At 55.8% G+C, this 18,836-nt stretch carries 20 protein-coding genes and 1 pseudogene; 11 read left to right on the forward strand and 10 right to left on the reverse strand.

Annotated features, from left to right (window positions below; all coding sequences use genetic code 11):
- Positions 1–24: 24 nt before the first annotated feature.
- The gene (locus ACZ432_RS11515; RefSeq protein WP_426962279.1) at positions 25–1,377 is read right to left on the reverse strand and encodes a sulfatase-like hydrolase/transferase; all 1,353 of its coding nucleotides are present in this window, start codon (positions 1,375–1,377) and stop codon (positions 25–27) included.
- A gap of 126 nt (positions 1,378–1,503) precedes the next feature.
- The gene (locus ACZ432_RS11520; protein ID WP_426962278.1) at positions 1,504–2,616 is read right to left on the reverse strand and encodes a hypothetical protein; all 1,113 of its coding nucleotides are present in this window, start codon (positions 2,614–2,616) and stop codon (positions 1,504–1,506) included.
- 836 nt (positions 2,617–3,452) lie between these two features.
- Between ACZ432_RS11520 and ACZ432_RS11525 the strand changes: the two are divergent.
- Positions 3,453–3,521, forward strand: a pseudogene (locus tag ACZ432_RS11525) (IS6 family transposase); the annotation flags it as partial.
- Positions 3,522–3,528: 7 nt separating this feature from the next.
- Here ACZ432_RS11525 and ACZ432_RS11530 read toward each other — a convergent pair.
- On the reverse strand, positions 3,529–4,164 hold the full coding sequence (locus ACZ432_RS11530; RefSeq protein ID WP_426962277.1) for an IS6 family transposase: 636 nt from the start codon (positions 4,162–4,164) through the stop codon (positions 3,529–3,531).
- Positions 4,165–4,338: 174 nt separating this feature from the next.
- Between ACZ432_RS11530 and ACZ432_RS11535 the strand changes: the two genes are divergently transcribed.
- Complete coding sequence (locus tag ACZ432_RS11535; RefSeq protein ID WP_464378855.1) at positions 4,339–5,025, forward strand: class I SAM-dependent methyltransferase; 687 nt, start codon at positions 4,339–4,341, stop codon at positions 5,023–5,025.
- Positions 5,026–5,296: 271 nt separating this feature from the next.
- Here ACZ432_RS11535 and ACZ432_RS11540 read toward each other — a convergent pair whose 3' ends face one another.
- Entirely contained in the window at positions 5,297–6,244 is a 948-nt protein-coding gene (locus ACZ432_RS11540; RefSeq protein ID WP_426962275.1) for a glycosyltransferase family 4 protein, read from the reverse strand.
- 260 nt (positions 6,245–6,504) lie between these two features.
- Here ACZ432_RS11540 and ACZ432_RS11545 point away from each other — a divergent pair, with 260 nt between their 5' ends.
- From ACZ432_RS11545 to ACZ432_RS11555, 3 genes are read left to right on the forward strand one after another with little or no spacing between them, the layout of a single operon-like run.
- Positions 6,505–6,969 carry a dTDP-4-dehydrorhamnose 3,5-epimerase family protein gene (locus ACZ432_RS11545; protein WP_426962274.1) on the forward strand — a complete coding sequence of 155 codons (465 nt, stop codon included), beginning with the start codon at positions 6,505–6,507 and terminating at the stop codon, positions 6,967–6,969.
- Between the two features lie 3 nt (positions 6,970–6,972).
- A complete protein-coding gene (locus ACZ432_RS11550; protein ID WP_426962273.1) occupies positions 6,973–8,046 on the forward strand; it encodes a glucose-1-phosphate thymidylyltransferase in 1,074 nt (357 codons plus the stop codon).
- A gap of 2 nt (positions 8,047–8,048) precedes the next feature.
- Positions 8,049–8,228 (forward strand): hypothetical protein, encoded by a 180-nt coding sequence (locus tag ACZ432_RS11555; RefSeq protein WP_426962272.1) that lies wholly within the window; start codon positions 8,049–8,051, stop codon positions 8,226–8,228.
- Here ACZ432_RS11555 and rfbD read toward each other — a convergent pair.
- Positions 8,225–9,115: a dTDP-4-dehydrorhamnose reductase gene (gene rfbD, locus ACZ432_RS11560; protein WP_426962271.1), complete on the reverse strand. Its 891-nt coding sequence runs from the start codon at positions 9,113–9,115 to the stop codon at positions 8,225–8,227. The genes ACZ432_RS11555 and rfbD overlap by 4 nt on opposite strands.
- Positions 9,116–9,167: 52 nt before the next feature.
- Here rfbD and rfbB point away from each other — a divergent pair, with 52 nt between their 5' ends.
- From rfbB to ACZ432_RS11590, 6 genes are all read left to right on the forward strand, one after another.
- A complete protein-coding gene (gene rfbB, locus ACZ432_RS11565; RefSeq protein WP_426962270.1) occupies positions 9,168–10,094 on the forward strand; it encodes a dTDP-glucose 4,6-dehydratase in 927 nt (308 codons plus the stop codon).
- Positions 10,094–10,546, forward strand: a complete 453-nt coding sequence (locus tag ACZ432_RS11570; RefSeq protein WP_426962269.1) for an NUDIX domain-containing protein — start codon at positions 10,094–10,096, stop codon at positions 10,544–10,546. Before rfbB ends, ACZ432_RS11570 begins: the two co-directional genes overlap by 1 nt.
- Before the next feature lie 336 nt (positions 10,547–10,882).
- Positions 10,883–11,158: a hypothetical protein gene (locus tag ACZ432_RS11575; RefSeq protein WP_426962268.1), complete on the forward strand. Its 276-nt coding sequence runs from the start codon at positions 10,883–10,885 to the stop codon at positions 11,156–11,158.
- A complete protein-coding gene (locus ACZ432_RS11580; RefSeq protein ID WP_426962267.1) occupies positions 11,159–12,262 on the forward strand; it encodes a DUF4350 domain-containing protein in 1,104 nt (367 codons plus the stop codon).
- Positions 12,255–13,247 carry an AAA family ATPase gene (locus tag ACZ432_RS11585; RefSeq protein ID WP_426962266.1) on the forward strand — a complete coding sequence of 331 codons (993 nt, stop codon included), beginning with the start codon at positions 12,255–12,257 and terminating at the stop codon, positions 13,245–13,247. Before ACZ432_RS11580 ends, ACZ432_RS11585 begins: the two co-directional genes overlap by 8 nt.
- 233 nt (positions 13,248–13,480) lie before the next feature.
- Positions 13,481–14,065 (forward strand): hypothetical protein, encoded by a 585-nt coding sequence (locus tag ACZ432_RS11590; protein WP_426962265.1) that lies wholly within the window; start codon positions 13,481–13,483, stop codon positions 14,063–14,065.
- A 204-nt stretch (positions 14,066–14,269) separates the two neighbouring features.
- On the opposite strand, the gene ACZ432_RS11595 is transcribed toward ACZ432_RS11590, so the two are convergent.
- The 5 genes from ACZ432_RS11595 to ACZ432_RS11615 all read right to left on the reverse strand — a co-directional run bounded on the left by ACZ432_RS11595 (position 14,270) and on the right by ACZ432_RS11615 (position 18,834).
- Positions 14,270–15,097 (reverse strand): hypothetical protein, encoded by an 828-nt coding sequence (locus tag ACZ432_RS11595; RefSeq protein WP_426962264.1) that lies wholly within the window; start codon positions 15,095–15,097, stop codon positions 14,270–14,272.
- A 77-nt stretch (positions 15,098–15,174) separates the two neighbouring features.
- Positions 15,175–16,410 (reverse strand): RNA-guided endonuclease InsQ/TnpB family protein, encoded by a 1,236-nt coding sequence (locus tag ACZ432_RS11600; protein WP_426962263.1) that lies wholly within the window; start codon positions 16,408–16,410, stop codon positions 15,175–15,177.
- Positions 16,407–16,796, reverse strand: coding sequence for an IS200/IS605 family transposase (gene tnpA / locus ACZ432_RS11605; RefSeq protein ID WP_426962262.1), 390 nt, complete (start codon positions 16,794–16,796; stop codon positions 16,407–16,409). Before tnpA ends, ACZ432_RS11600 begins: the two co-directional genes overlap by 4 nt.
- A gap of 143 nt (positions 16,797–16,939) precedes the next feature.
- A complete protein-coding gene (locus ACZ432_RS11610; protein WP_426962261.1) occupies positions 16,940–17,419 on the reverse strand; it encodes a hypothetical protein in 480 nt (159 codons plus the stop codon).
- Complete coding sequence (locus ACZ432_RS11615; RefSeq protein ID WP_426962260.1) at positions 17,416–18,834, reverse strand: DUF58 domain-containing protein; 1,419 nt, start codon at positions 18,832–18,834, stop codon at positions 17,416–17,418. Before ACZ432_RS11615 ends, ACZ432_RS11610 begins: the two co-directional genes overlap by 4 nt.
- Positions 18,835–18,836 lie beyond the last annotated feature (2 nt).

Raw genomic sequence — 18,836 nt, forward strand, 5'->3', positions numbered from 1 at the left:
TAAATAATCGTCAATTAATGTTTGTCAGACATAGCCTAGATCTTTCAACCGCTCCATGGTCTTCTCGTCAAATGAGTCATCGCTATCCTCGCGCTCTGCTTCATGTTCGTCTATCCAATCAGCGATTTCATCGGTTACATCAGATGGGACGTCGTCAACCCCAGCGTGCTTAATGTCGGCATATCTGTATTTAGCAGTTTTAGACTGGTAATACCGTATATCTGCAACTGGCAGAGATGGTGGCTGGTAGTCTGGATTATGTTCTCTGATTAAATCTAGTGCATCATTTAGGTGACCCTTACCTACCTCTGAAATGGCGAACTCTCGTGACTCTTGTCGTAGGTCTTGACCAGCTGGAACGTTTATATCTGCATCTATTTCGTTGAAGACCATCTGTAATCCGTCTGCAGGTTGGACGATCTCATTTGCAACAGCTTCAATCCCATCTATACCAGCAGTCATGAATGGAACATTGGTCAGCTGGTCATTGATAGTGAGCGTATGGCTAATGAGACTGTCCTCACCGAAAAGCTCACCGTGGTCCCCAACTACGATAATAATTGGATTGTCAAGTTTGCGGCGTGCCTCCGCTATCAGGTCTGCTACAATATGGTCAATATATCGAATCAGCATGTCGTAAAGGACTCTGAGTGCAGTAAATTCTTTTTCCGAATAGTCGGCACCTTCACCGATTCGTGCATGGAGATTTTCACTCATATCTATCGCAAGATCAAGCGCCTTATTCATCGGCATCGGGAGTTCGGACGCAAATGTATCTCGCCATGTGACTGGTGGCCAGTATGGGTGGTGGCTATCGTTCAGGTGCATATACAAGAATAGCGGGTCGTCAGCTGACTGGTGCTTATTCAACTCACGTTTCGCTAGATCTTGCTGGATATAACTCGTACAGGCAGTTCGTGTATTCTGTGACAGTCCAGCAGAATGACGTCGAATATTTAATAAATACTTAGCGATCGTGGTGAGTGGAACCGTGTCAAGCAGCGTATCTCGAGTAAGATGGTGAAAATCGTCAAATCCTCGATCCAAATTTGTGGCAGAAGAAACCTGTGTGTTGTTTGAGATACCGACCGTTCTGTATCCCATCTCACTGAACTGTTCCGGGACGGTCTTGACCGACTTGGGCAATTGATCTCTGTCAAAGCCAGTCCGATGGTCGCTAAGGGCTCGTCCAGTCAGAATGGATGCGCTGGAGGCCCGTGTCCAAATACCGTGTGCGTAGCATGATGGGAACGCTGTGACTTCTCCAGTATTAACTAATGATTGCAATTCAGGTGTCGTCTCACGGTGATGTCCATATATTGATAAATGATCTTTCCGAATACTCTCCAATGTAAGCCAGATAATATTCCGTGACATTTAATTATATTTCTGAGTTGAAGTTGAATATGCTTTACTATTTATTACACTGATCAATTTTGTCATACCTACAAATTCCAGTATTGATTTCTCATAATAGTGACCGGTGACCGATTGGTGATTGAATTATTGAATATTTACCTTTGTTGTACCCGAATCAAAAACTTTTGATCGATCGATGAACTCACAGTCTGGACTGTTAGGTAATGCATTTATTGAGGTAACCGAAATGGGGAGGTCACGCCTTCCACATTGCTGTATTCGTCTCATTCGATCTTGTATTGGACTTTCATATAGGCTTACTGTTCTTTCATACAACCAAATGTCAATTTGTATTAGATTACCACCCAACGAATTCTCGGTCGTCCAGTCTACCGCTACTTTCTCTGACGGTTGCGAATAATATGAGTGTTTATCTACATCAATTGGCTGTTCGCTATCGATATAGAGACTAGGTGGTGTCGCAAAACCCTGTAGGATCAAAACGCTCACAAGTAGAACTCCAGCAAAAACCTTTGCATTAGGGAGACGCGGCATTCTGGGTACTAAGGCTGTACTCACCAAATACAACGCAGCCAAGCCATAGACTACAAATCTTCCTCCCCATGCTGCTCCTGAAGATGACGCAGATGAAAACACAGTTAGAATTAATGTGAACATAGCCATTAAACTTCCAAACGCAATAAGCCCGCTTGAAATACAACGTCTTTTAGGAATAAGTAACGATGTTAGAATACTCCCGACACCCGCTATCGGACCTAAAATAAAGGACGAATTCCAAGCTATATTCCAGAGATCTTGCCATGGATAAGTAAATGCTGACCCAGGAGTTCCGGCAATTTGGATAGGTGTACCTGTCGATGAACTAGTTGGTTGCAATGCGGTCAACAACTCCGTTATCGTCAATAAGAGCGGACTCTGTTGAACATAAATCCAAAAACTAACTACTATAACACTTGTAAGTATGGAAAATCCAGTAATATCTATGCTTCGAGTTGTCGGCTCATTGGAAAGTGGAAGATACTGGCTGATAAATAGTGAGCTAAATAAGGTAAGCGAGATTGCAGCTGCAAGATGGTGTGAGATCGTCACTCCACCTATTCCCAATGTTGCAAGTAACGACCATTGCTCACGAGATATATCCTCTCTTGGAACCAATCGGAGAGTTAACAAATATAGAATCAAGGCAAAAAATACGATCCCTATTGTTTCTTTAATGAAACTACTATGAATGAACACGTAACGGGGAAATACAGAAAGAAGTATGACAGTTAACGTTGCAGGACGTAGACCAAATAATTGCCGTCCAGCTAGGAATACAAACAAAAGAAATAACAAAGTAATTATAGCTCCCGTCCACTGAACAGTGGTGAAGATGCTTAAATCCGAAACTACCCTAATTGCGGACCCTAAGAGGTAAGAGCCGGGGTATTGTGCGTCTGTCACTCCCGAATACTGTTGGCTAACTGAACCCACCTCAACGACATTACTGAGCGTCCGATACGATGGCTGGTAGGAAGGGCCGACAAGCACACCGGGAAACTGCTTATAAAAAGACCGTATGAGAAATGTGAATATTATTGATGATATAAGTGCAAAATAGTTTGTGAAACGGCGACTATATAAGAAAAGCAGAGAAATGAAAGCTGACCAAACTGCAAGAAAAGCTAAAAAGACAAGAATGCCCTGTTGTGGCAAGAACCGTATATAGTAGACAGATATACTAAGCAAAAGGAAAAATAGTATCCCAAATTTCCGTTTCATAGATGTGTTGTGTACGAGAATGAGTATGTTATAAGTTTCTACTTCATGGTGGCGTTGCGATCAGGAATGGGGTAGTCTAAAAGTCGAGTAACTCATGCTCTGTTTCAGCCACCTCAGCAGTAAAAGCGTTGTATCGAGTTAGACATTCTGGAGAAAGAGGAGACACACGAGCTGGTGACGAAGCCTTGTATCCGACTCCAATTGACTGGATTATCACCGGATAGCGTCTCGATTGTTGAATTTTTGGTGTCTATTGACGGTCGTGTTTAGTTAAGGATGAAGAGTGAAGCGGGAGAATTTCTTGGTGGTCTATACCAGAAATCGCCCGCCTCAGTGGATGCACGAACTGGATTGATTTGGATTTTGTGGAGCGACAGCGGGTACTGTTCAGATAAGCTGATTCCATGCGAAAGCGAACGATATCAGCCACTCGTCAGCAGTTTCTGCTTCGGCGTTGCTGAAACAGTTTGAGAAGCTGGTAGTTCTGCGTTTTACCTCACGAAAGACACGTTCGACGCTGTTCCGATTTCCATGTCGTTCGTATCTGAAATCGAGGCCATGTTTTTCACATGCTCGGTGAAGAGGAACCGCACCATCAACGAGAATGATCGCGTTATCTACATCATGTTTTTCGCGAAGTTCAGCAAAAAACTGATCTGCGATCACGTTCGTTCTCGTCGGTTCAAGCTTTGTATGTAGCAAATCGTTTGAATCAGGATCAACGGCGGCGTACAGCCAATATTGTTCGTCGTCAAGCTGAATCACGGTCTCATCAACCGCAACGTGATTCGGACTTCGACCAGATTCCGGCTGTAAATCGGCCTTGTGAACCCAGTTATGCACGGTGGAGCGAACTCGATCAACACCGAATACCTCAAGAAATGAAACAGTATTCGAAAGCGACAATCCAGACAAATGAAGCTGAATACTGAGCTTCATCAACAGCGGCGGTGTTGCCTCTCGCTCCACAAACTCTAAGTTGATCTCGTCTAAACAGCCGCTGAGGCGGTCGTTTTCGGGCATAGATCACTTTGAAAACGCACCGCCTCACTTTTCAATCCTTATCTGAACACCGCCGTTGGGCGATTACCGATTTGTGAGATACTAAACTGCTTAATGTGTTGATGAAGTAGCTATTTGTGGCCACGTTGATATTGATTAGTTATGGCTATTGAAAGTGATGGAGAATTACAGAGAATGTACGAAGAGAATCATTTGTTTAATCTCAAGGAGGATGTGACTGCTTGGAAGGTGTCTCACGTGACGGAGGTTCTTGAGGAAGCAGGAATAACCTCCTGCGACTCTATAGTTGAACTGGGTTTTGGGTCGGGGGAAGTCCTCAGCCTTCTCTCTGAGTGGTTTGATGCGGAGGAAACTGTTGGTCTTGATTTTTCGACGCGAGCTGTGTACGTGGCCGACGAGATCGCCGACGAGAAACGTTGTATCGTTGGAGACGCACAAAGAACCCCAATTAAGGACAAAAAATTCGATGTTTGTTGTCTCATGGATATTTTAGAACACGTGAGGGAGCCAGTAACAGTTCTTGAGGAAGCCATCAGAATTGCTGAAACGGTGATTGCTAAAGTTCCGATCGAGTATAATTACTGCCGTCGGGCACAGAACAAACTTGGTATTTTTACGTGGGAAGACTCAAAGCGCGATGTTGGCCACGTTCATTGGTGGACATTAGCGGATATTCAGAAGATAGTCGAGCGTTTTGATGTTAGATATTCTCAGCTAACACCGAGCCGTCGTCACTTTGATTCACACGACAATCCAGTACGTACACTTGCTGGAAATATGGATGCAGCGACATTCAGAATAAGTAGATCACTTTACCATCGTATGTGGGGTGGTAATATAGTCTATATAATAAATTCGTGAATCAAAGCTAAATTTTCATTTAGTGTTCTGACTAAGACAGGCGATAGTGAGTTTGCGGAACTACCACCATCGTCGTAAACGGATGAACGCACCTTACTTCCGCTTTAGCGTTGAGTTGACTGTTTCAGATCAACTCCGCGATCCGTAGTGGTCAGAGTCTAAGGTGCTCCAAGCCTGGTGAAGAAACGATTTGAGCAACACTGTCACAAATACTGCTAATCTGTGGCTCAGATGTTCGATATTGTATGAAACCAGCGAATTTGAGCACTGCCTATAAATTTGATAATTCTAGCATGAAATCTTGGACTGTTCTTATATGATCAAACATATTTTTAACCCTCAACCGGCTTTTTTCACCTAGCTCCTCACGGGTTCTATCATCATCAATCAGTTGCTCAATCATCTCTACCGCTTCATCAGGTGAGCCAGCAATCAACTCTTCCATACCGACGATCTCTCTTTTTGCAGAATTCTCTAGTACGACAGGTGGTGTGCCACACGCCATCGATTCAACGACGGGAAGTCCAAAACTATCCCATTCAGTCAGATGGCAGAATACCGAAAGACTAGAGTAGAACTCCGGTAAATCATTTTCTGCGATGAATTCGGGTGAATATATCTCAATATCCGTTTGTTCGAGAGCGTTCGCTAGTGAGCGGCTCCCAGAAAGGACCCCCAACTCATGATGTTGGTTGGTGTCTAAGGGCCTAAACCGATCAGTATCGATGGGGTTGTAGACCACTGATGAGTGGTACCCCAACTTAGATTCAAGCTGATTTTTGGCGTACTCGGAGACGGAATACAATTTGTCAGCGTACCGCAACTGCGGTATTCTGGTTGCGATATACGCCATATGAGAGATTCTTCGTGTGTTTGTGACGTTACGTGGGACAAAGCCGTGGTTCACGTAAATGACGTTGTTATTGTGCAGAAAGAAGTTCCCCAAGGCGCCCCCCTCCAAAAGAACGACATCCTCGTCCGGTACAGAGATTGGGCGAGCGAGTAACGGCATACCAACCGGACCAACATTACTTACTGTCTCAATGTCAAACTTCGACTCGGCAAACTCAAAATCCACATCAGCGGCCCAGATCTTAGTGTGATACCCAAATTCTTCGAGCGCCTTGGCCCGAGTGATTGCAACCTTGGATTGACCTGAATGGTATGCTAGATAGTCAACTACCAGATGTACCGTCGTCTGAGGATTTGTTGGTGACATGGAGGCGTCGTCAGTAGCGTTAATCAGTACTCACAGAGTAAATCTCTATTCACCACTATTCTACACTATTATGAAAGTCTGCCCCTTCGATTGTACAGTAGTAGAACCTGTCCAAACAGTGTTCAAGCTATTTTATTTTGTAATCGCACGTGGAAGCCCGAAAGGTAGTTTAATCTAGTACTGCCAAGAATGCATGGAAAAGTAGTATACTGCTTTCTCAAATCCCAAACTGTAAATTCATAGAATTGGTCATTCAACACATGATACAGGGCGTAGAGGTCCGCGACCTCCAAGTAAACGCGGATGAGCGCGGCCATCTGGTCGAGGTGTTCCGCGAGGACTGGGACACGTATGACCCAGAACCGGCAATGTCCTACTACTCGATGACGTACCCCGGTGTCGTCCGGGCGTGGCACAAGCACAATCGAGGACAGGTCGATCACTTCGTCTGTCCCTCGGGGCGAATCAAGGTCGGCGTTTACGACGACCGCGAGCATTCACCTACGGAGGGCAACCTCGACACGTTCGTCATCGGCGAGCACAGTCAGCAGGTCATCCGGATTCCGGGCGATTGCTGGCACGGCTTCAAGGCTATCGGCGACGAACCGTCCTTCCTAGTGAACTTTCCGACCAATCTCTACGATTACGAGGACCCGGACGAGGAACGGCTACCGCCGGACACCGACCACATTCCGCTGGATTGGGACGAGAACCCGGACGGGTGAACGATGAAAGGTGTACTCCTCTCCGGCGGGACAGGTTCACGCCTCCGCCCGATCACTCACACCGGTCCGAAACAGCTCGTCCCGGTGGCGAACAAACCGGTTCTCGAATACGCCATCGACGACCTCAAGGAGGCAGGAATCACCGAGATCGGGGTTGTCCTCGGCAACAAGGGTCGCGACGAGATTCAGGAACTCCTCGGCGACGGCTCGAAGTACGGGGTCGAGATTACGTACATCGTCCAAGGGAACCCGCTCGGGCTCGCGCACGCCGCGGGCTGTGCCCGCGACTTCGTCGGTGACGACGACTTCGTAATGTACCTCGGGGACAATATCCTCAAGTCGGGTGTCACCGACCTCGTCGAGAGCTTCCAAGCGGGCGACTACGGCGCGGGTATCGCGCTCCAAGAGGTCGAGAACCCCCAGGCGTTCGGAATTGCGGGCGTCGACGATTCGGGCAACGTTACGGAGCTCATCGAAAAGCCTGACGACCCGCCAACGAACCTCGCACTTGTCGGGATGTATGTCTTCTCTGCCGCGATCTTCGACGCCATTGACGACCTCGAACCGTCGTGGCGAGGCGAACTCGAGATCACGGATGCCATCCAGGACCTACTCGAAGACGGCCACGCGATCGACTCGCACGTTGTTACGGGTTGGTGGAAGGACACCGGGAAGCCCGAGGACATCCTCCACGCTAACCGGCTTGTCCTCGAGGACAAAGTACTTGAGACCGCAGGTACGGTCGAGGACGGCGCAGAGGTTAACGGCCGTATCGAACTCCACGAATCTGCGGTCATCGAGGACGGCGCGGTCGTCCGCGGGCCGGTCTCGATCGCTGAAGATACGGTCATCAAGAGCGGTACCTATGTCGGGCCATACACTTCGGTCGGCGCGAACTCCACACTCGAGAACGTGCACATTGAGAACAGCGTCGTCATCGGCGACTCGACGATCACGGCGTCGGGGCGAATCGTCGACAGTCTCCTTGGCCGGAGCGCGAACGTCGAGAGTGCGGAGAATCATCTCCCCGAGGGCCGCCGCCTCGTCGTCGGCGAGAACTCCCAGCTCAAACTGTAACCATGCGCATCATCACTCACTCCTGTCCGGACTGTGGCACCGTCGTCGCCGCGAATGAGCTCGAGTCTAACCGCGTGATGAAGTGTCCCGGACTCGGCTGTCAGGGAGTCCTCCGGTTCGACGACCTACCAGAAGAGGTGCGCGAGCACTTCCTCGAAAACCGCGAGCGCTACGAGATCTAGCGCACAGCGTCCCTGATTTCTCTCACGTCCGCTTCCAGCGTCGGCTGTGGCCGGCCGAGTCGCGACTCGACGGTACTCACATCGAGACAGGTGTACGTCGGGCGTGTCGCGTCCCGATTGACATCGTCGGTCGACCTCTCTTTGAGCAGCGACGCATCTGATTCGAGCTGACCGGCAAGTACCTCGCCGAACTCGTGGGGCGTTACACAGGATCGACAAGCGACGTGGTACAGCCCGGTTGCATCCGAGTCGACCAAATCAAGCAGCGTCGCAGCCGCCTGACCTGCCCGCGTCGGCGTCACCCACTGGTCGGTGAAGAGCGGGACAGTGTCACTCGACGCCAGCCGGTCACGGACCCACGCCGGAAACCCGTTAAGCTCACCCGAACTCCGATGGACGCCCCATACGAACGAGAGCCGCGCGATCAGGTGGTCCCCGTCTGCCTCCTGCACCGCTCGTTCGCCCGCTAACTTCGAGTCGCCATACACTTGGACGGGGTTTGGCATGTCTCCTTCACAATACGGGTCCCGCGCGGTGCCGTCGAAGATGTAATCGGTCGAGACGTGGACGAACTCGACATCATTTGCCGCACACTGGGACGCCAACGCGCCCGGTGCATCACCGTTGATCACGTCTGCCCGATCAGGGTTCTTTTCACACCCATCCACATCTGTCATCGCGGCGCAGTTAACTACGAGATCCGGGTCATGAGTCTCGAGTACTTCGTCGAACGTTTCGGAATCTGTGAGGTCGAACTGTGTCTGCGGGATTTCGAACTCAGGTCGTGTCGAGTGGTACGTGCCTGCGACCGTCCAATCGCGCTGGATACCGGTATAAACGACGTTGCTACCGAGAAGTCCGTTCGCCCCGACGACGAGAAGACGCATAGTTCGGTATTTCAACAGGAATATAAATAGGTGCTGTTGAGAGTAAGGTAGTATGCGACTCCTCGTCACAGGCGGTGCCGGCTTTATCGGATCCAACTTTGTACACCACGTGCTTGACACCCACGTTGACGACGAAATCGTCACACTGGACGCACTAACGTACGCGGGCTCAAAGACGAACCTAGAAGGCGTCCTCGATGACCCACGCCACGAGTTCGTCGAGGGGGACATCCGTAATCAAGAACTTGTTACGGAACTCGTCGCCGATGTCGACGCGATCGTCAACTTCGCCGCAGAATCACACGTCGATCGCTCCATCGAGGGCGCGAAACCCTTCGTAAGCACGAACGTCCAGGGAACACAGACATTGCTTGATGCGGCCAACGAGGCAGATCTCGATCGCTTCCTGCAAATCTCAACCGACGAGGTGTACGGCCAGGTGCTTGACGGGACCTTCTCTGAGGACGACCCCCTCAACCCACGCAATCCTTACGCCGCGACGAAGGCAGGTGCGGATCTACTCGCGAACAGCTTCCAAACGACACACGACCTCCCCGTGGTCATCACTCGAACCTGTAACAACTTCGGCCCACGACAACACGCCGAGAAGCTCATTCCGAAGTTCATCCAGAACGCAGCTACCGGGAAGAGTCTCCCTGTGTACGGTGACGGGTCGAACGTACGTGAGTGGATCTACGTCGAAGACAACTGTCGCGCACTCGATCTAGTGCTTCGGGAGGGCAACATTGGTGAAGTGTACAATATCGGTAGCCATGCCGAGAAGACGAACCTCGAAGTTACCGAGTCGATCCTCGATGCCGTCGGCGCATCCGACGATCTCATCGAGTTCGTAGAGGACCGCGCCGGCCACGATCAGCGATACGCGCTCGACACCGACAAGATCAAAGCGCTGGGCTGGGAGCCCCAGCACTCTTTCGAAGACGCGCTCAAACGAACAGTCGATTACTACCTCAGCTGATGACTGACAGCGAAAAGCCGATTGCGGACGACGAGTGGCGCACGATCGTCGCAAATGTCCCACTCGTCTCAGTCGACCTTGTGATCGAACACGACGGTGGCGTACTCCTCGGAAAACGAGAAAACGAACCCGTGAAAGGCGAATGGTTCGTTCCCGGTGGGACGGTGTTCAAAAACGAATCCCGTACTGAGGCCGTCCATCGCGTTGCCGAGGCGGAACTGGGTGAACCTGTAGTCATCGACGGCTGTATTGGAACCTATGAACATTTCTACGAAACGGCCGCAACCGGGGGTGTCGACTCGAAGCACTATCTCGCGACCGCCTATTCCTCTCACCTCGATCGTAACGATCCCGAGCTCAACGGCGACGATCAGCATGGTGCTTTCCAGGTCTTCCGGCCACCGTTCGACGAGTTCCATCCATACATCAAACGGTATCTCAACGACTACTAGCCCGTTCTACTATTAGTCCAACCTAATCTTCCTGCGCTCAATATCCATTTTCGGCCCCGAACCGTCTCTTTCTCTACCAACTCCCCCTTCTATCCACGCTTCAGACCTTCGCGATTCTCTGGATATCCGAGGTTACTCCGTCAACCCTCAAGCGGATCGCATCGGTCGTTCGCGCCGCTTGGATCAACAGGTTGATCGCGTCTCTGATCTTGGACTCGAGGGGTACCGACCCATTCTTCATCACCGTATCGCGTCACGCGGTCCGCGGCCGACCGTAGTCGCAACCTTGCTCTCCAACGACAAGCTACAAACCCCCACCCATCCCAACACTCACCAATGACGACGGCGAAGCGGCAGCGGTTCGTCACGGGGGTGACCGCGTGGCTGGTGGGCGCTATCCTCTTGCTCTCCCTGCTGGGATCGATGGAGCTCGAGCTCTTCTTCGTCATGTCCCTGATCGGGCTGCTGGTGGTCGTCGAGCTGACCGCGCCGTTCAACGTGACGCCGCGGTGGCGCCGACGGCTGCTTCCGCTGATCGCGGTCGGGTTGCTGGGCTTCGGGATCATCGTTATCCGTCGCATCTTGGCGATCCTGCCGGAGGGGTTGTTCTAGATGGCGTCGCCGTGGCCGGACCTCCCACGCACTGTCCTCGCCCTGCTGACGGCCGCGGTCGTCGTGGCACTCATCCTGGCAGCCTCCACCTCGACGGTCGCGTTCGGGTCGTACAACCCCTCATGGGAGGGGACCTCGGATCTCCGGGAGCTGGACACGGACGGTACCGAGACCGAAGTTCTCCTCGACACGGAGGGGTACGCGGCCGCGGCGCCGAACGCGACGGTCGCGTTCGTCATCGCGCCCGCGGAGGGGTACTCCCAAGCCGATGTAGAGCGGATCGAGACCTTCCTCGCGAACGGCGGGACCCTCGTGGTCGCGGACAACTTCGGGGCACACGGGAACGCGCTCCTCGACGATCTCGGTGCGAGCGCCAGACTCGATGGCGACATCCTGCGTGACGAGCGGCATTACGGAGAGAATCCGCGGTTCCCGGTTGCAACGAACGTGTCCGACGATCCGGAGCTCGCGGCTGTCGACCAGCTCACGCTGAACCACGGCACGGCAGTCGAGCCTGGGAACGCGACCGTGCTCGTGCGAACGTCGGAGTTCGCGTATCTCGACCGCAACCGGAACGACGAACTCGACGCGAACGAGACGCTGGCCGCCCATGCGGTCGTCGCGCGAGAATCGATGGGAGAGGGGCAAGTGATCACGGTCGGCGACCCTAGCCTGTTCATCAACGCGATGCTCGATGCCCCGGACAACCGCGCGTTCGCGACCGCGCTCCTCAACGGCCACGACGCGGCGCTGCTCGACTACTCACACGCCGGGAGCCAGCCCCCGCTCGCGGTCGCCCTCCAAACACTTCGGGCAACGCCCGGGTTGCAGGTCCTGCTCGGACTGGTCGGCCTGCTCGCGGTCGGCACCGCGTTCTCGGGACGGTCCCACTGGAGCGCGGTCGTCCACGCGGTCGGGACCCGATTCACACGGGTGGGGACGTACTTCGGTCTCACCACGCGACCGGATGAGACACAGCGCACGGATCCAGAAGCACTGAAGACGTACCTTCGCGAGCAGCATCCCGAGTGGGACGAGGAGCGACTCGACCACGTGATGGCAGGAACTTTAGGGGAGACAGACGCAGCAGAGGCCAATGAGTAGTCCCGAAGCGCTCTATGAGGCCATCCTTGCGGAAACGTCGAACGTGGTCGTCGGCAACGAGGACGTCATCGAAGGGCTGACGATCGCGATGATTACGGACGGGCACGTCCTCCTCGAGGGTGTTCCGGGCGTCGCGAAGACGACTATCGCGAACGCGGTCGCCCGGGCGACGGACCTCTCCTACAGCCGTATCCAGATGACGCCGGACATGGTGCCGGCCGACATCACAGGTACGCAGATCTATCGGCAGCAGCAGGGCGAGTTCGAGCTCCAGCGCGGGCCGGTGTTCGCGAACGTCGTCGTCGCGGACGAGATCAATCGCGCGACGCCGAAGACCCAGTCCGCGCTGCTGGAGTCGATGCAGGAATCGACGGTGACGATCGACGGCGACTCGCTCGCACTGCCGGACCCGTTTCTCGTCGTCGCCACGCAGAACCCGCTCGAGATGGAGGGCGTCTTCGAACTCCCCGAGGCCCAGCGTGACCGCTTCCAGCTGAAGTACGTCGTCGACGTGCCGGAGCGGGACAACGAACGTGCAATCTTGGACCGGTTCGATGCGGACCCCGATCTCGATGCGGCGGCCATCTCCTCCGTGGTGGACGCGGCCGACATTCAAGCTGCCCGCGACGCCGTCCAGGGCATCCATGTCGCGGCGCCGATCAAGGAGTACGTCCTCGACATCGTCGCGGCGACGCGGTCGTCCAGTGCACTCCAGCATGGCGGCTCACCGCGGGCGTCGCTCGCGTTCCTGAGTGCGTCGAAGGCGCGAGCGGCGATCCACGGCCGCGAGTACGTCATCCCGGACGACGTGAAGGCGCTCGCGCTCCCCGTACTCCGCCATCGGGTTATCCGAAGCACGGACGCGGAACTCGCCGACCGTGCGGTCGACGACATCGTCACGGAGCTCGTCGACTCCGTCACCCCCCCGGGAAGCGACGAGACGTTCACGTCCGAGGCACCCGACCCGTCAGTCGCCGATAATTGACCCAGTCGGAATTCATCTGGGTCGGCCCTCTTGGCCCTTTGTGACACGGGAGCAGCAGCCGAATCGGCCCCCCGGTGAAGCGTTCTTCCGGATCTATTTCCGCCTAAAAACGGAGATTTCGCATCAACTGTCGTAAATGATACCCCAGTCTCATTTATATATTTATGTCTACGAAAAATCATAATGATCTATCGGCCACCACTCTTTTTCGTCTGTTGTCCAATATCGTAGACATGAGACAGATACGTCGTCGGGACGTATTGAGGAAGGTCACGGGAGGCGGGCTCGTTGCGCTGCTCGCAGGTGGCGGTATCGTAACCCTAACACAGCCGTCGCTCGCAGCTGACGGGACGCTGGATGCTGCGGACGTGTCAGTGTCCTCGACTGATGGGCAGTTGGATTCCTTGACGATCACGCCCAGCATTACCGTGGACTGGGCCAATCAAGACGCTGCCGTCGCAACAGTGGAGGTAACCTGGCACACGAGCGGGCCGAACACCAGCAAATCGACCGTTGGGAATACGCCATACGCGTTCACCCCGAGCAGTAGCTCCACTGACGGATCACTCACCAGAGACATGGGGGAGATCAACCTTCTCAACACACTCGATGCCAGCGCGTTTAGTGCCGATACAGACGGGAACACGACGACCTCGAGTGTTGAACTGTGGCTGGACGTGACGCTCAAAGACAGTGGGGACAACATCCTCGACCAACAGGACGACATCCTCAACACGACGTTCCAAGTGAGCGTCACAAACACGGAGGCATCCGCGTCCCTCTCGGCATCCGGAACCGCAAACACGAGCGGAAGCTGAGCCCTCCTCACTCCCAGTACAGTCACCGGTTCTGGCGGCGCCATCGGTCGGCCGCTTCGACGGCGGAGGCAATCTCGATGGCGCCGACTCTCCGTCCTCGCCGGGACGTGTTTTCTCGAACGTCCGTATGGCGAAAGCGGGCCACCAAGCACGAACTACTCCGGTGAGCCGGTGACCAGTCCCAACGTGTGAAATGTCTCCTGGCTACGTGTCATCCACGTCCCACCGACACGTGACCGTGAACGAGTCGCCAGTGTCGATATCCGTCCGAACCGGCTCGTCAACCGCGGTCGCGGTCCCAACGGCGAGCAGTGAGACGATCGGGTGGTCGAACTGCTCACCAGTCCCATATAGAGGGTCAGACACGGTCCAGGTGGCGCGACCGTTCGTGATGTCGACGTCGACGTCCACTGCGGTGGCGAGCTCGAAGGTCTCGACGAGCGCACTCGCCAGCAGGTTCGCCTGGCTCGCTACGGTTCCCTCGTTCCAGTCGAGAGCGTCGAGAAGGCGTGCACCTGTCGGCTCGAACGCGATACCGCGGTCGGCGTCGTCCGCGCCGACGACGAACGTCTCCTCGAGTGCGTCCGCGGCAGGGACTGAGTGTCCCGTGGATTGGGGGATATACAGCCGGACGTCCGACTCTCGAGGAACGTACGTCGGCTCGCCCACCAGCCCGAGTTCGCTCACCACCGCATCGCCGTTCCGCGCCATCGCAGCGTAGACACGCTCGCCGACGTCGGCGCTGACGAACCGTTCGGGCGTGATCCACAGTGTGAGAACGGCCGCAAACAGGCCCGTCCCCGCGAGCGCGAACAGGACGGATCGTGCGTCCGGAAACAGGGCGGCGCCTCCGATAGCGAACAGCCCCAGCAGGGCGAATCCGGCTGCCGTCCGACGGTGTTTGACGTGCTTTTCGCGGTCGCGCTCGGCGCGGAGGCGCTGCGTTTCCTCTTCGAGAAGGTCGACGCGAGCCTGCAGCTCCGCGGCCGACTCCTCGGTGGCGTTCCGTGTCGTCGAGGTAGTATCAGACATGCTCTTGACCTCCTCCCGGCTCTAGAGACCCGGGAATCCCACCACGGGATTTTAGGCCGAGCGTAGCCCTATGGGTTTCAAGACGCATACGTTCCAAGCGTCTCGTGCTTGATAGCATCAGCTTGGCTGTCTTGCGGGGCGGTCAAACGCCCCCCATCCTCAGCCGAGTCATCGTCATCCGTGTGTTCTCTTGAATGGCTCTCTCCGCTGAGGTAGCGGTCAGCTATGTTGATCGCACCGTTCACGTCGGCTTGGTACTCGCTTATCCAGCAAGCGTCGTTCGTACATTTGAACGTCGCCTGTCGCGGGCGGTACCCCACTTCACCACAAGCGTGACAGTCCTTCGACGTGCTTCGTGGATTCACTGTCTCCACCGGGATACCCTTCTCGACGGCCTTGTAGCGTATCTGCGCATGGATTTTGGCGAATCCCCATCCGTGGAGCCTTCGATTCATGAAGCCGCCGTAGTCCATCGACTCCCGTATATACGTCAGATCTTCTAGTACAAGAACGGGATTCTCGACGGACTCAGCGTACTCCACAACCTCGCGGGTAACGGTGTGGAGTATATCGTCTATCTGGTTCCACACCTTGTCCCCAAAGGACTCCGCGATACGTTCGCATCCCCGCGCCTGGAGGCGGCGCTTGGCGGTGAAGTAGGTCTTGCGGAGCCGACGAACGGTCTTCCCCTCGTCAGCCCATAGAACGGGCGTGGTCGGAGAACCGTGGTCGTCGCGGTGACACACCGTGACGAGTGACGCCTCTCCTACGTCTACCCCGATGGGTGTCGGTTCTTCAGCGGACACCTCGGAGTGTTTCTCTACGTCTCGGGTGGCGGTGATGTGAAGATACCACGTTCCCTCCCGCTCGAACAGCCGACTCTCACCCATCGTGGCAGCTCCTGCATTCAACGCTTCCAGCCAGTCCCGCTGTTCGGGATTCGGTTGAGCGGGAATCCAGAGGTGATAGTCCTCATGGTGCGGGATTTTGACGTACCACTCGATTGCGTTCTCGGGCTTGTGGTCGAGTCGTAGCCCTTCGTTAGTGAACCGAACAGGGTGGTTGTCATGAAGTTCACCCGCGCTGTACGTCGTCGTGAGTTGTGGGACGTATTTCTTGAGGGCGTTCTTCGCGTACCCGCTCAGGTCGTAGTTGACTACGACATCGTTCGCTTCAGTCTGCGTGACACATCCGGCACCGAAAGCTTCTTTCAGGGCGTTTTGATATGCCTCTCGCGTCTCACGAAGTTTCCTTCGCTTGTGGGCGTTTGGCTCTACCAGTTTGAGTTCGAGCGTCTTCGTGAGTTCGATCACGAGTTGCCCTCCTTGTGCTGCTGGATGTAATTCTCGATTGTCTCACTTGAAACGTCCCCGGCGGTTCCTGCGTAGTATCCTCTCACCCAGCCGATTTTCTCGCCCTCATGGTCGGCGTATCGATGGTTGTACTTACGTGAGGAGATACCCTTGAACCAGTTAGCGAGGAGTGCGGGTTCGTTCTTGGGCGGGCTACTGATGAACAGGTGAACGTGGTCGGGCTGTAACGTGAGGTTGAGAATTTCGACGCCTTTGTTGTCTGCTATTTCGTGGAGGATGGACCGCACACGGCTGGCAACCTCATTAACGAGTACTGATTGATGGTACTTCGGCAACCACACTATGTGGTAGTTGAGGTTATAGGTTGCATGCCGTGTGCTTTTCATCCGTGTTGTATACTATAGTCAGCCAGTATCTTAATACTACCGACAGAACGGTGGGAATTTCCGTTTTGGCGTCGGCGGTGGGGACGTAGGCTATTGCCCGCTTGATCCCCGACTAAAGACGAGAGGACGCGCTCCTATGTTTATTATGTCTCCATTGTTGGGCGGGCGAGCCCGAGGCGCACGCGGAGATAGCGGTGACAGCCGTACACGCCCATCGCGACGACCAGACAGAGGCCGGCCGCGAGCCAGCCGATCGAGAGTTGCGTCTGGAGGACTCCGATCGAGACGGCAAACATGGCGAAGAGCGCGGCCGTAAGTACGATCGGCGACCGGACACCAACCGTGCGTGCCGGTTCGGTTAGGACGATTAGGAGGCCGACCTGTACCATCACCAGCGTCAGCAGTCTCGGTTCACCGCCGAGGAGGAGCCACAACTGGCCGGCTGCGACGGCGGGCAGACTCGTGAGCAGCAGGCCCGTGAGAAGGAGGCCGACGGCAGCCACGACCCCTCCGTCACTCCCGACCCCGAGCGCGCCGGCCGCGAGCAGCAGCCCGCCGAGACTGATCGGGTCATGGTCGCGGCGTCCGGTCCGCAGCCACCCCCTCGATCCCAGCTCGGTCATGCAGTCTGCGCCTCCCGTCGGTTCGACAGGACGGCCGCGAGTCGATCACCCGGGGCTACTTCGAACGCGGTCGTCCGCGGGTACCCCGCGATCTCGCGCCGGAGGTCCTCGAACGACAGGTACGCGTCGTACGCCTCGTCGAGGTCGCCCAGGCCGGCCGTTCCGAAGAGCGTCTGCGGCGTGAGGAACACGAGGGCGCTTCCTCCTCCAAGCGTCGCCATCCGGACGGCCTCCTTGAGGCGGACGGGATCCGTATCCGTCGTCACGATGGCGAGCGTCGTGTCCGCGGTGAGCTGCGTCCGCACGCGCCGAACCGTCTCGATGAGCGGGTCGTCCCGCATGCGCGTCACGTACGGATCGGCCGCGCTCACGAACGGGCGCAACGTCCTCGCGAACTGGTGCTCCTCATCGCGGAGCTGGTCAGCCGTCCGGCGGACCGCTGCCGGAGCGCGTGCCCCACCCGGTGTGGCCTCGCCAGCCGGCTGTAGCCCCGTCAGCGTCTCTCGGATGCGGGTGTACGTCTCCGGACCGCTGCCCGGCGTGATCGCGGTCGTGATCCCTTCGTCGCCAATGGTCCAGAGCCCGAGCGGGTCGCCGGTCTCGGCGGCGTACTGGGTGATCCCGAGCCCGACTTCACGGGCGTACGCCAACATCGTCTCTCCCTCCCGGCCGGACGCCATCCGGCCGCGATGGTCGACGAGGAGGACGGTCCGTCGGTCCGTCTCGGCTTCCGTCTCGCGCACGAACACGTCACCCAGCCGGGCCGTCGCTTTCCAGTCGATCGCGTCCGCGGCGTCGCCGGGAAGGTACTCGCGGAGCTCGCGCGTCGTCACACCCGGGCCGGCCCGGTCACCCTCGTGTTCGCCGAACGCCCCGATGGCCGGCGTGCCCCCCTGTCCGACGTGGAGCGTGGACGGCGTCCGCGCGGAGACCGTCAGCGCTGGCGTCGACCCCGTCTCCACCGTCTGCGTGTAGTAGCCAAACGGCTCCGCGAACGTGATACGGGGCGTCGGCAACTCGAACTGCCCGACGACCGTCGGCGTCAGCGACACCGTTGTGTCTGCGATCCGCTCGCCAGCGGCGAGTGTGACCGTGGGGGGCCCGTTCGGACAGGAGACGCCCGGGGGAAGCGGGAGCGTCGTCTCGACCGCCCCGACTGTATCCGTGCGCGTTACGGTGAGCGTCGCCTGCACCGGTTCATCAGTCCGCGTCACCGCGTGGGACAGCTCTGTCGTAACGGACAGGTCCGTGTTCGTCCGGAGTATCCACTGCGTGCTCCACAGCGTGACCGCAAGGAGCCACGCGGCGATCGCCGCGCCGCCATACAGGAGCACCGCTTGCTGGGTAAGGACGGCAACGGCCAGCAGCCAGAGGCCGATGGCCGCGGTCAGCCACCAGCGACGCGTGAGCTCCATCC

This window comes from Haloparvum alkalitolerans (assembly GCF_055381565.1).

Bases quoted from the DNA above. Each gene is read 5' to 3' on its own strand.
- ACZ432_RS11550 (WP_426962273.1), top strand. From the start codon at position 6,973: ATGAAAGGTGTACTCCTCTCCGGCGGGACAGGTTCACGCCTCCGCCCG.
- ACZ432_RS11535 (WP_464378855.1), top strand. From the start codon at position 4,339: ATGTACGAAGAGAATCATTTGTTTAATCTCAAGGAGGATGTGACTGCT.
- tnpA (WP_426962262.1), bottom strand. From the start codon at position 16,796: ATGAAAAGCACACGGCATGCAACCTATAACCTCAACTACCACATAGTG.
- ACZ432_RS11585 (WP_426962266.1), top strand. From the start codon at position 12,255: ATGAGTAGTCCCGAAGCGCTCTATGAGGCCATCCTTGCGGAAACGTCG.
- ACZ432_RS11580 (WP_426962267.1), top strand. From the start codon at position 11,159: ATGGCGTCGCCGTGGCCGGACCTCCCACGCACTGTCCTCGCCCTGCTG.
- ACZ432_RS11575 (WP_426962268.1), top strand. From the start codon at position 10,883: ATGACGACGGCGAAGCGGCAGCGGTTCGTCACGGGGGTGACCGCGTGG.
- ACZ432_RS11590 (WP_426962265.1), top strand. From the start codon at position 13,481: ATGAGACAGATACGTCGTCGGGACGTATTGAGGAAGGTCACGGGAGGC.
- ACZ432_RS11545 (WP_426962274.1), top strand. From the start codon at position 6,505: ATGATACAGGGCGTAGAGGTCCGCGACCTCCAAGTAAACGCGGATGAG.
- rfbB (WP_426962270.1), top strand. From the start codon at position 9,168: ATGCGACTCCTCGTCACAGGCGGTGCCGGCTTTATCGGATCCAACTTT.
- ACZ432_RS11595 (WP_426962264.1), bottom strand. From the start codon at position 15,097: ATGTCTGATACTACCTCGACGACACGGAACGCCACCGAGGAGTCGGCC.
- ACZ432_RS11515 (WP_426962279.1), bottom strand. From the start codon at position 1,377: ATGTCACGGAATATTATCTGGCTTACATTGGAGAGTATTCGGAAAGAT.
- ACZ432_RS11555 (WP_426962272.1), top strand. From the start codon at position 8,049: ATGCGCATCATCACTCACTCCTGTCCGGACTGTGGCACCGTCGTCGCC.
- ACZ432_RS11615 (WP_426962260.1), bottom strand. From the start codon at position 18,834: ATGGAGCTCACGCGTCGCTGGTGGCTGACCGCGGCCATCGGCCTCTGG.
- ACZ432_RS11540 (WP_426962275.1), bottom strand. From the start codon at position 6,244: ATGTCACCAACAAATCCTCAGACGACGGTACATCTGGTAGTTGACTAT.
- ACZ432_RS11570 (WP_426962269.1), top strand. From the start codon at position 10,094: ATGACTGACAGCGAAAAGCCGATTGCGGACGACGAGTGGCGCACGATC.
- rfbD (WP_426962271.1), bottom strand. From the start codon at position 9,115: ATGCGTCTTCTCGTCGTCGGGGCGAACGGACTTCTCGGTAGCAACGTC.
- ACZ432_RS11530 (WP_426962277.1), bottom strand. From the start codon at position 4,164: ATGCCCGAAAACGACCGCCTCAGCGGCTGTTTAGACGAGATCAACTTA.
- ACZ432_RS11610 (WP_426962261.1), bottom strand. From the start codon at position 17,419: ATGACCGAGCTGGGATCGAGGGGGTGGCTGCGGACCGGACGCCGCGAC.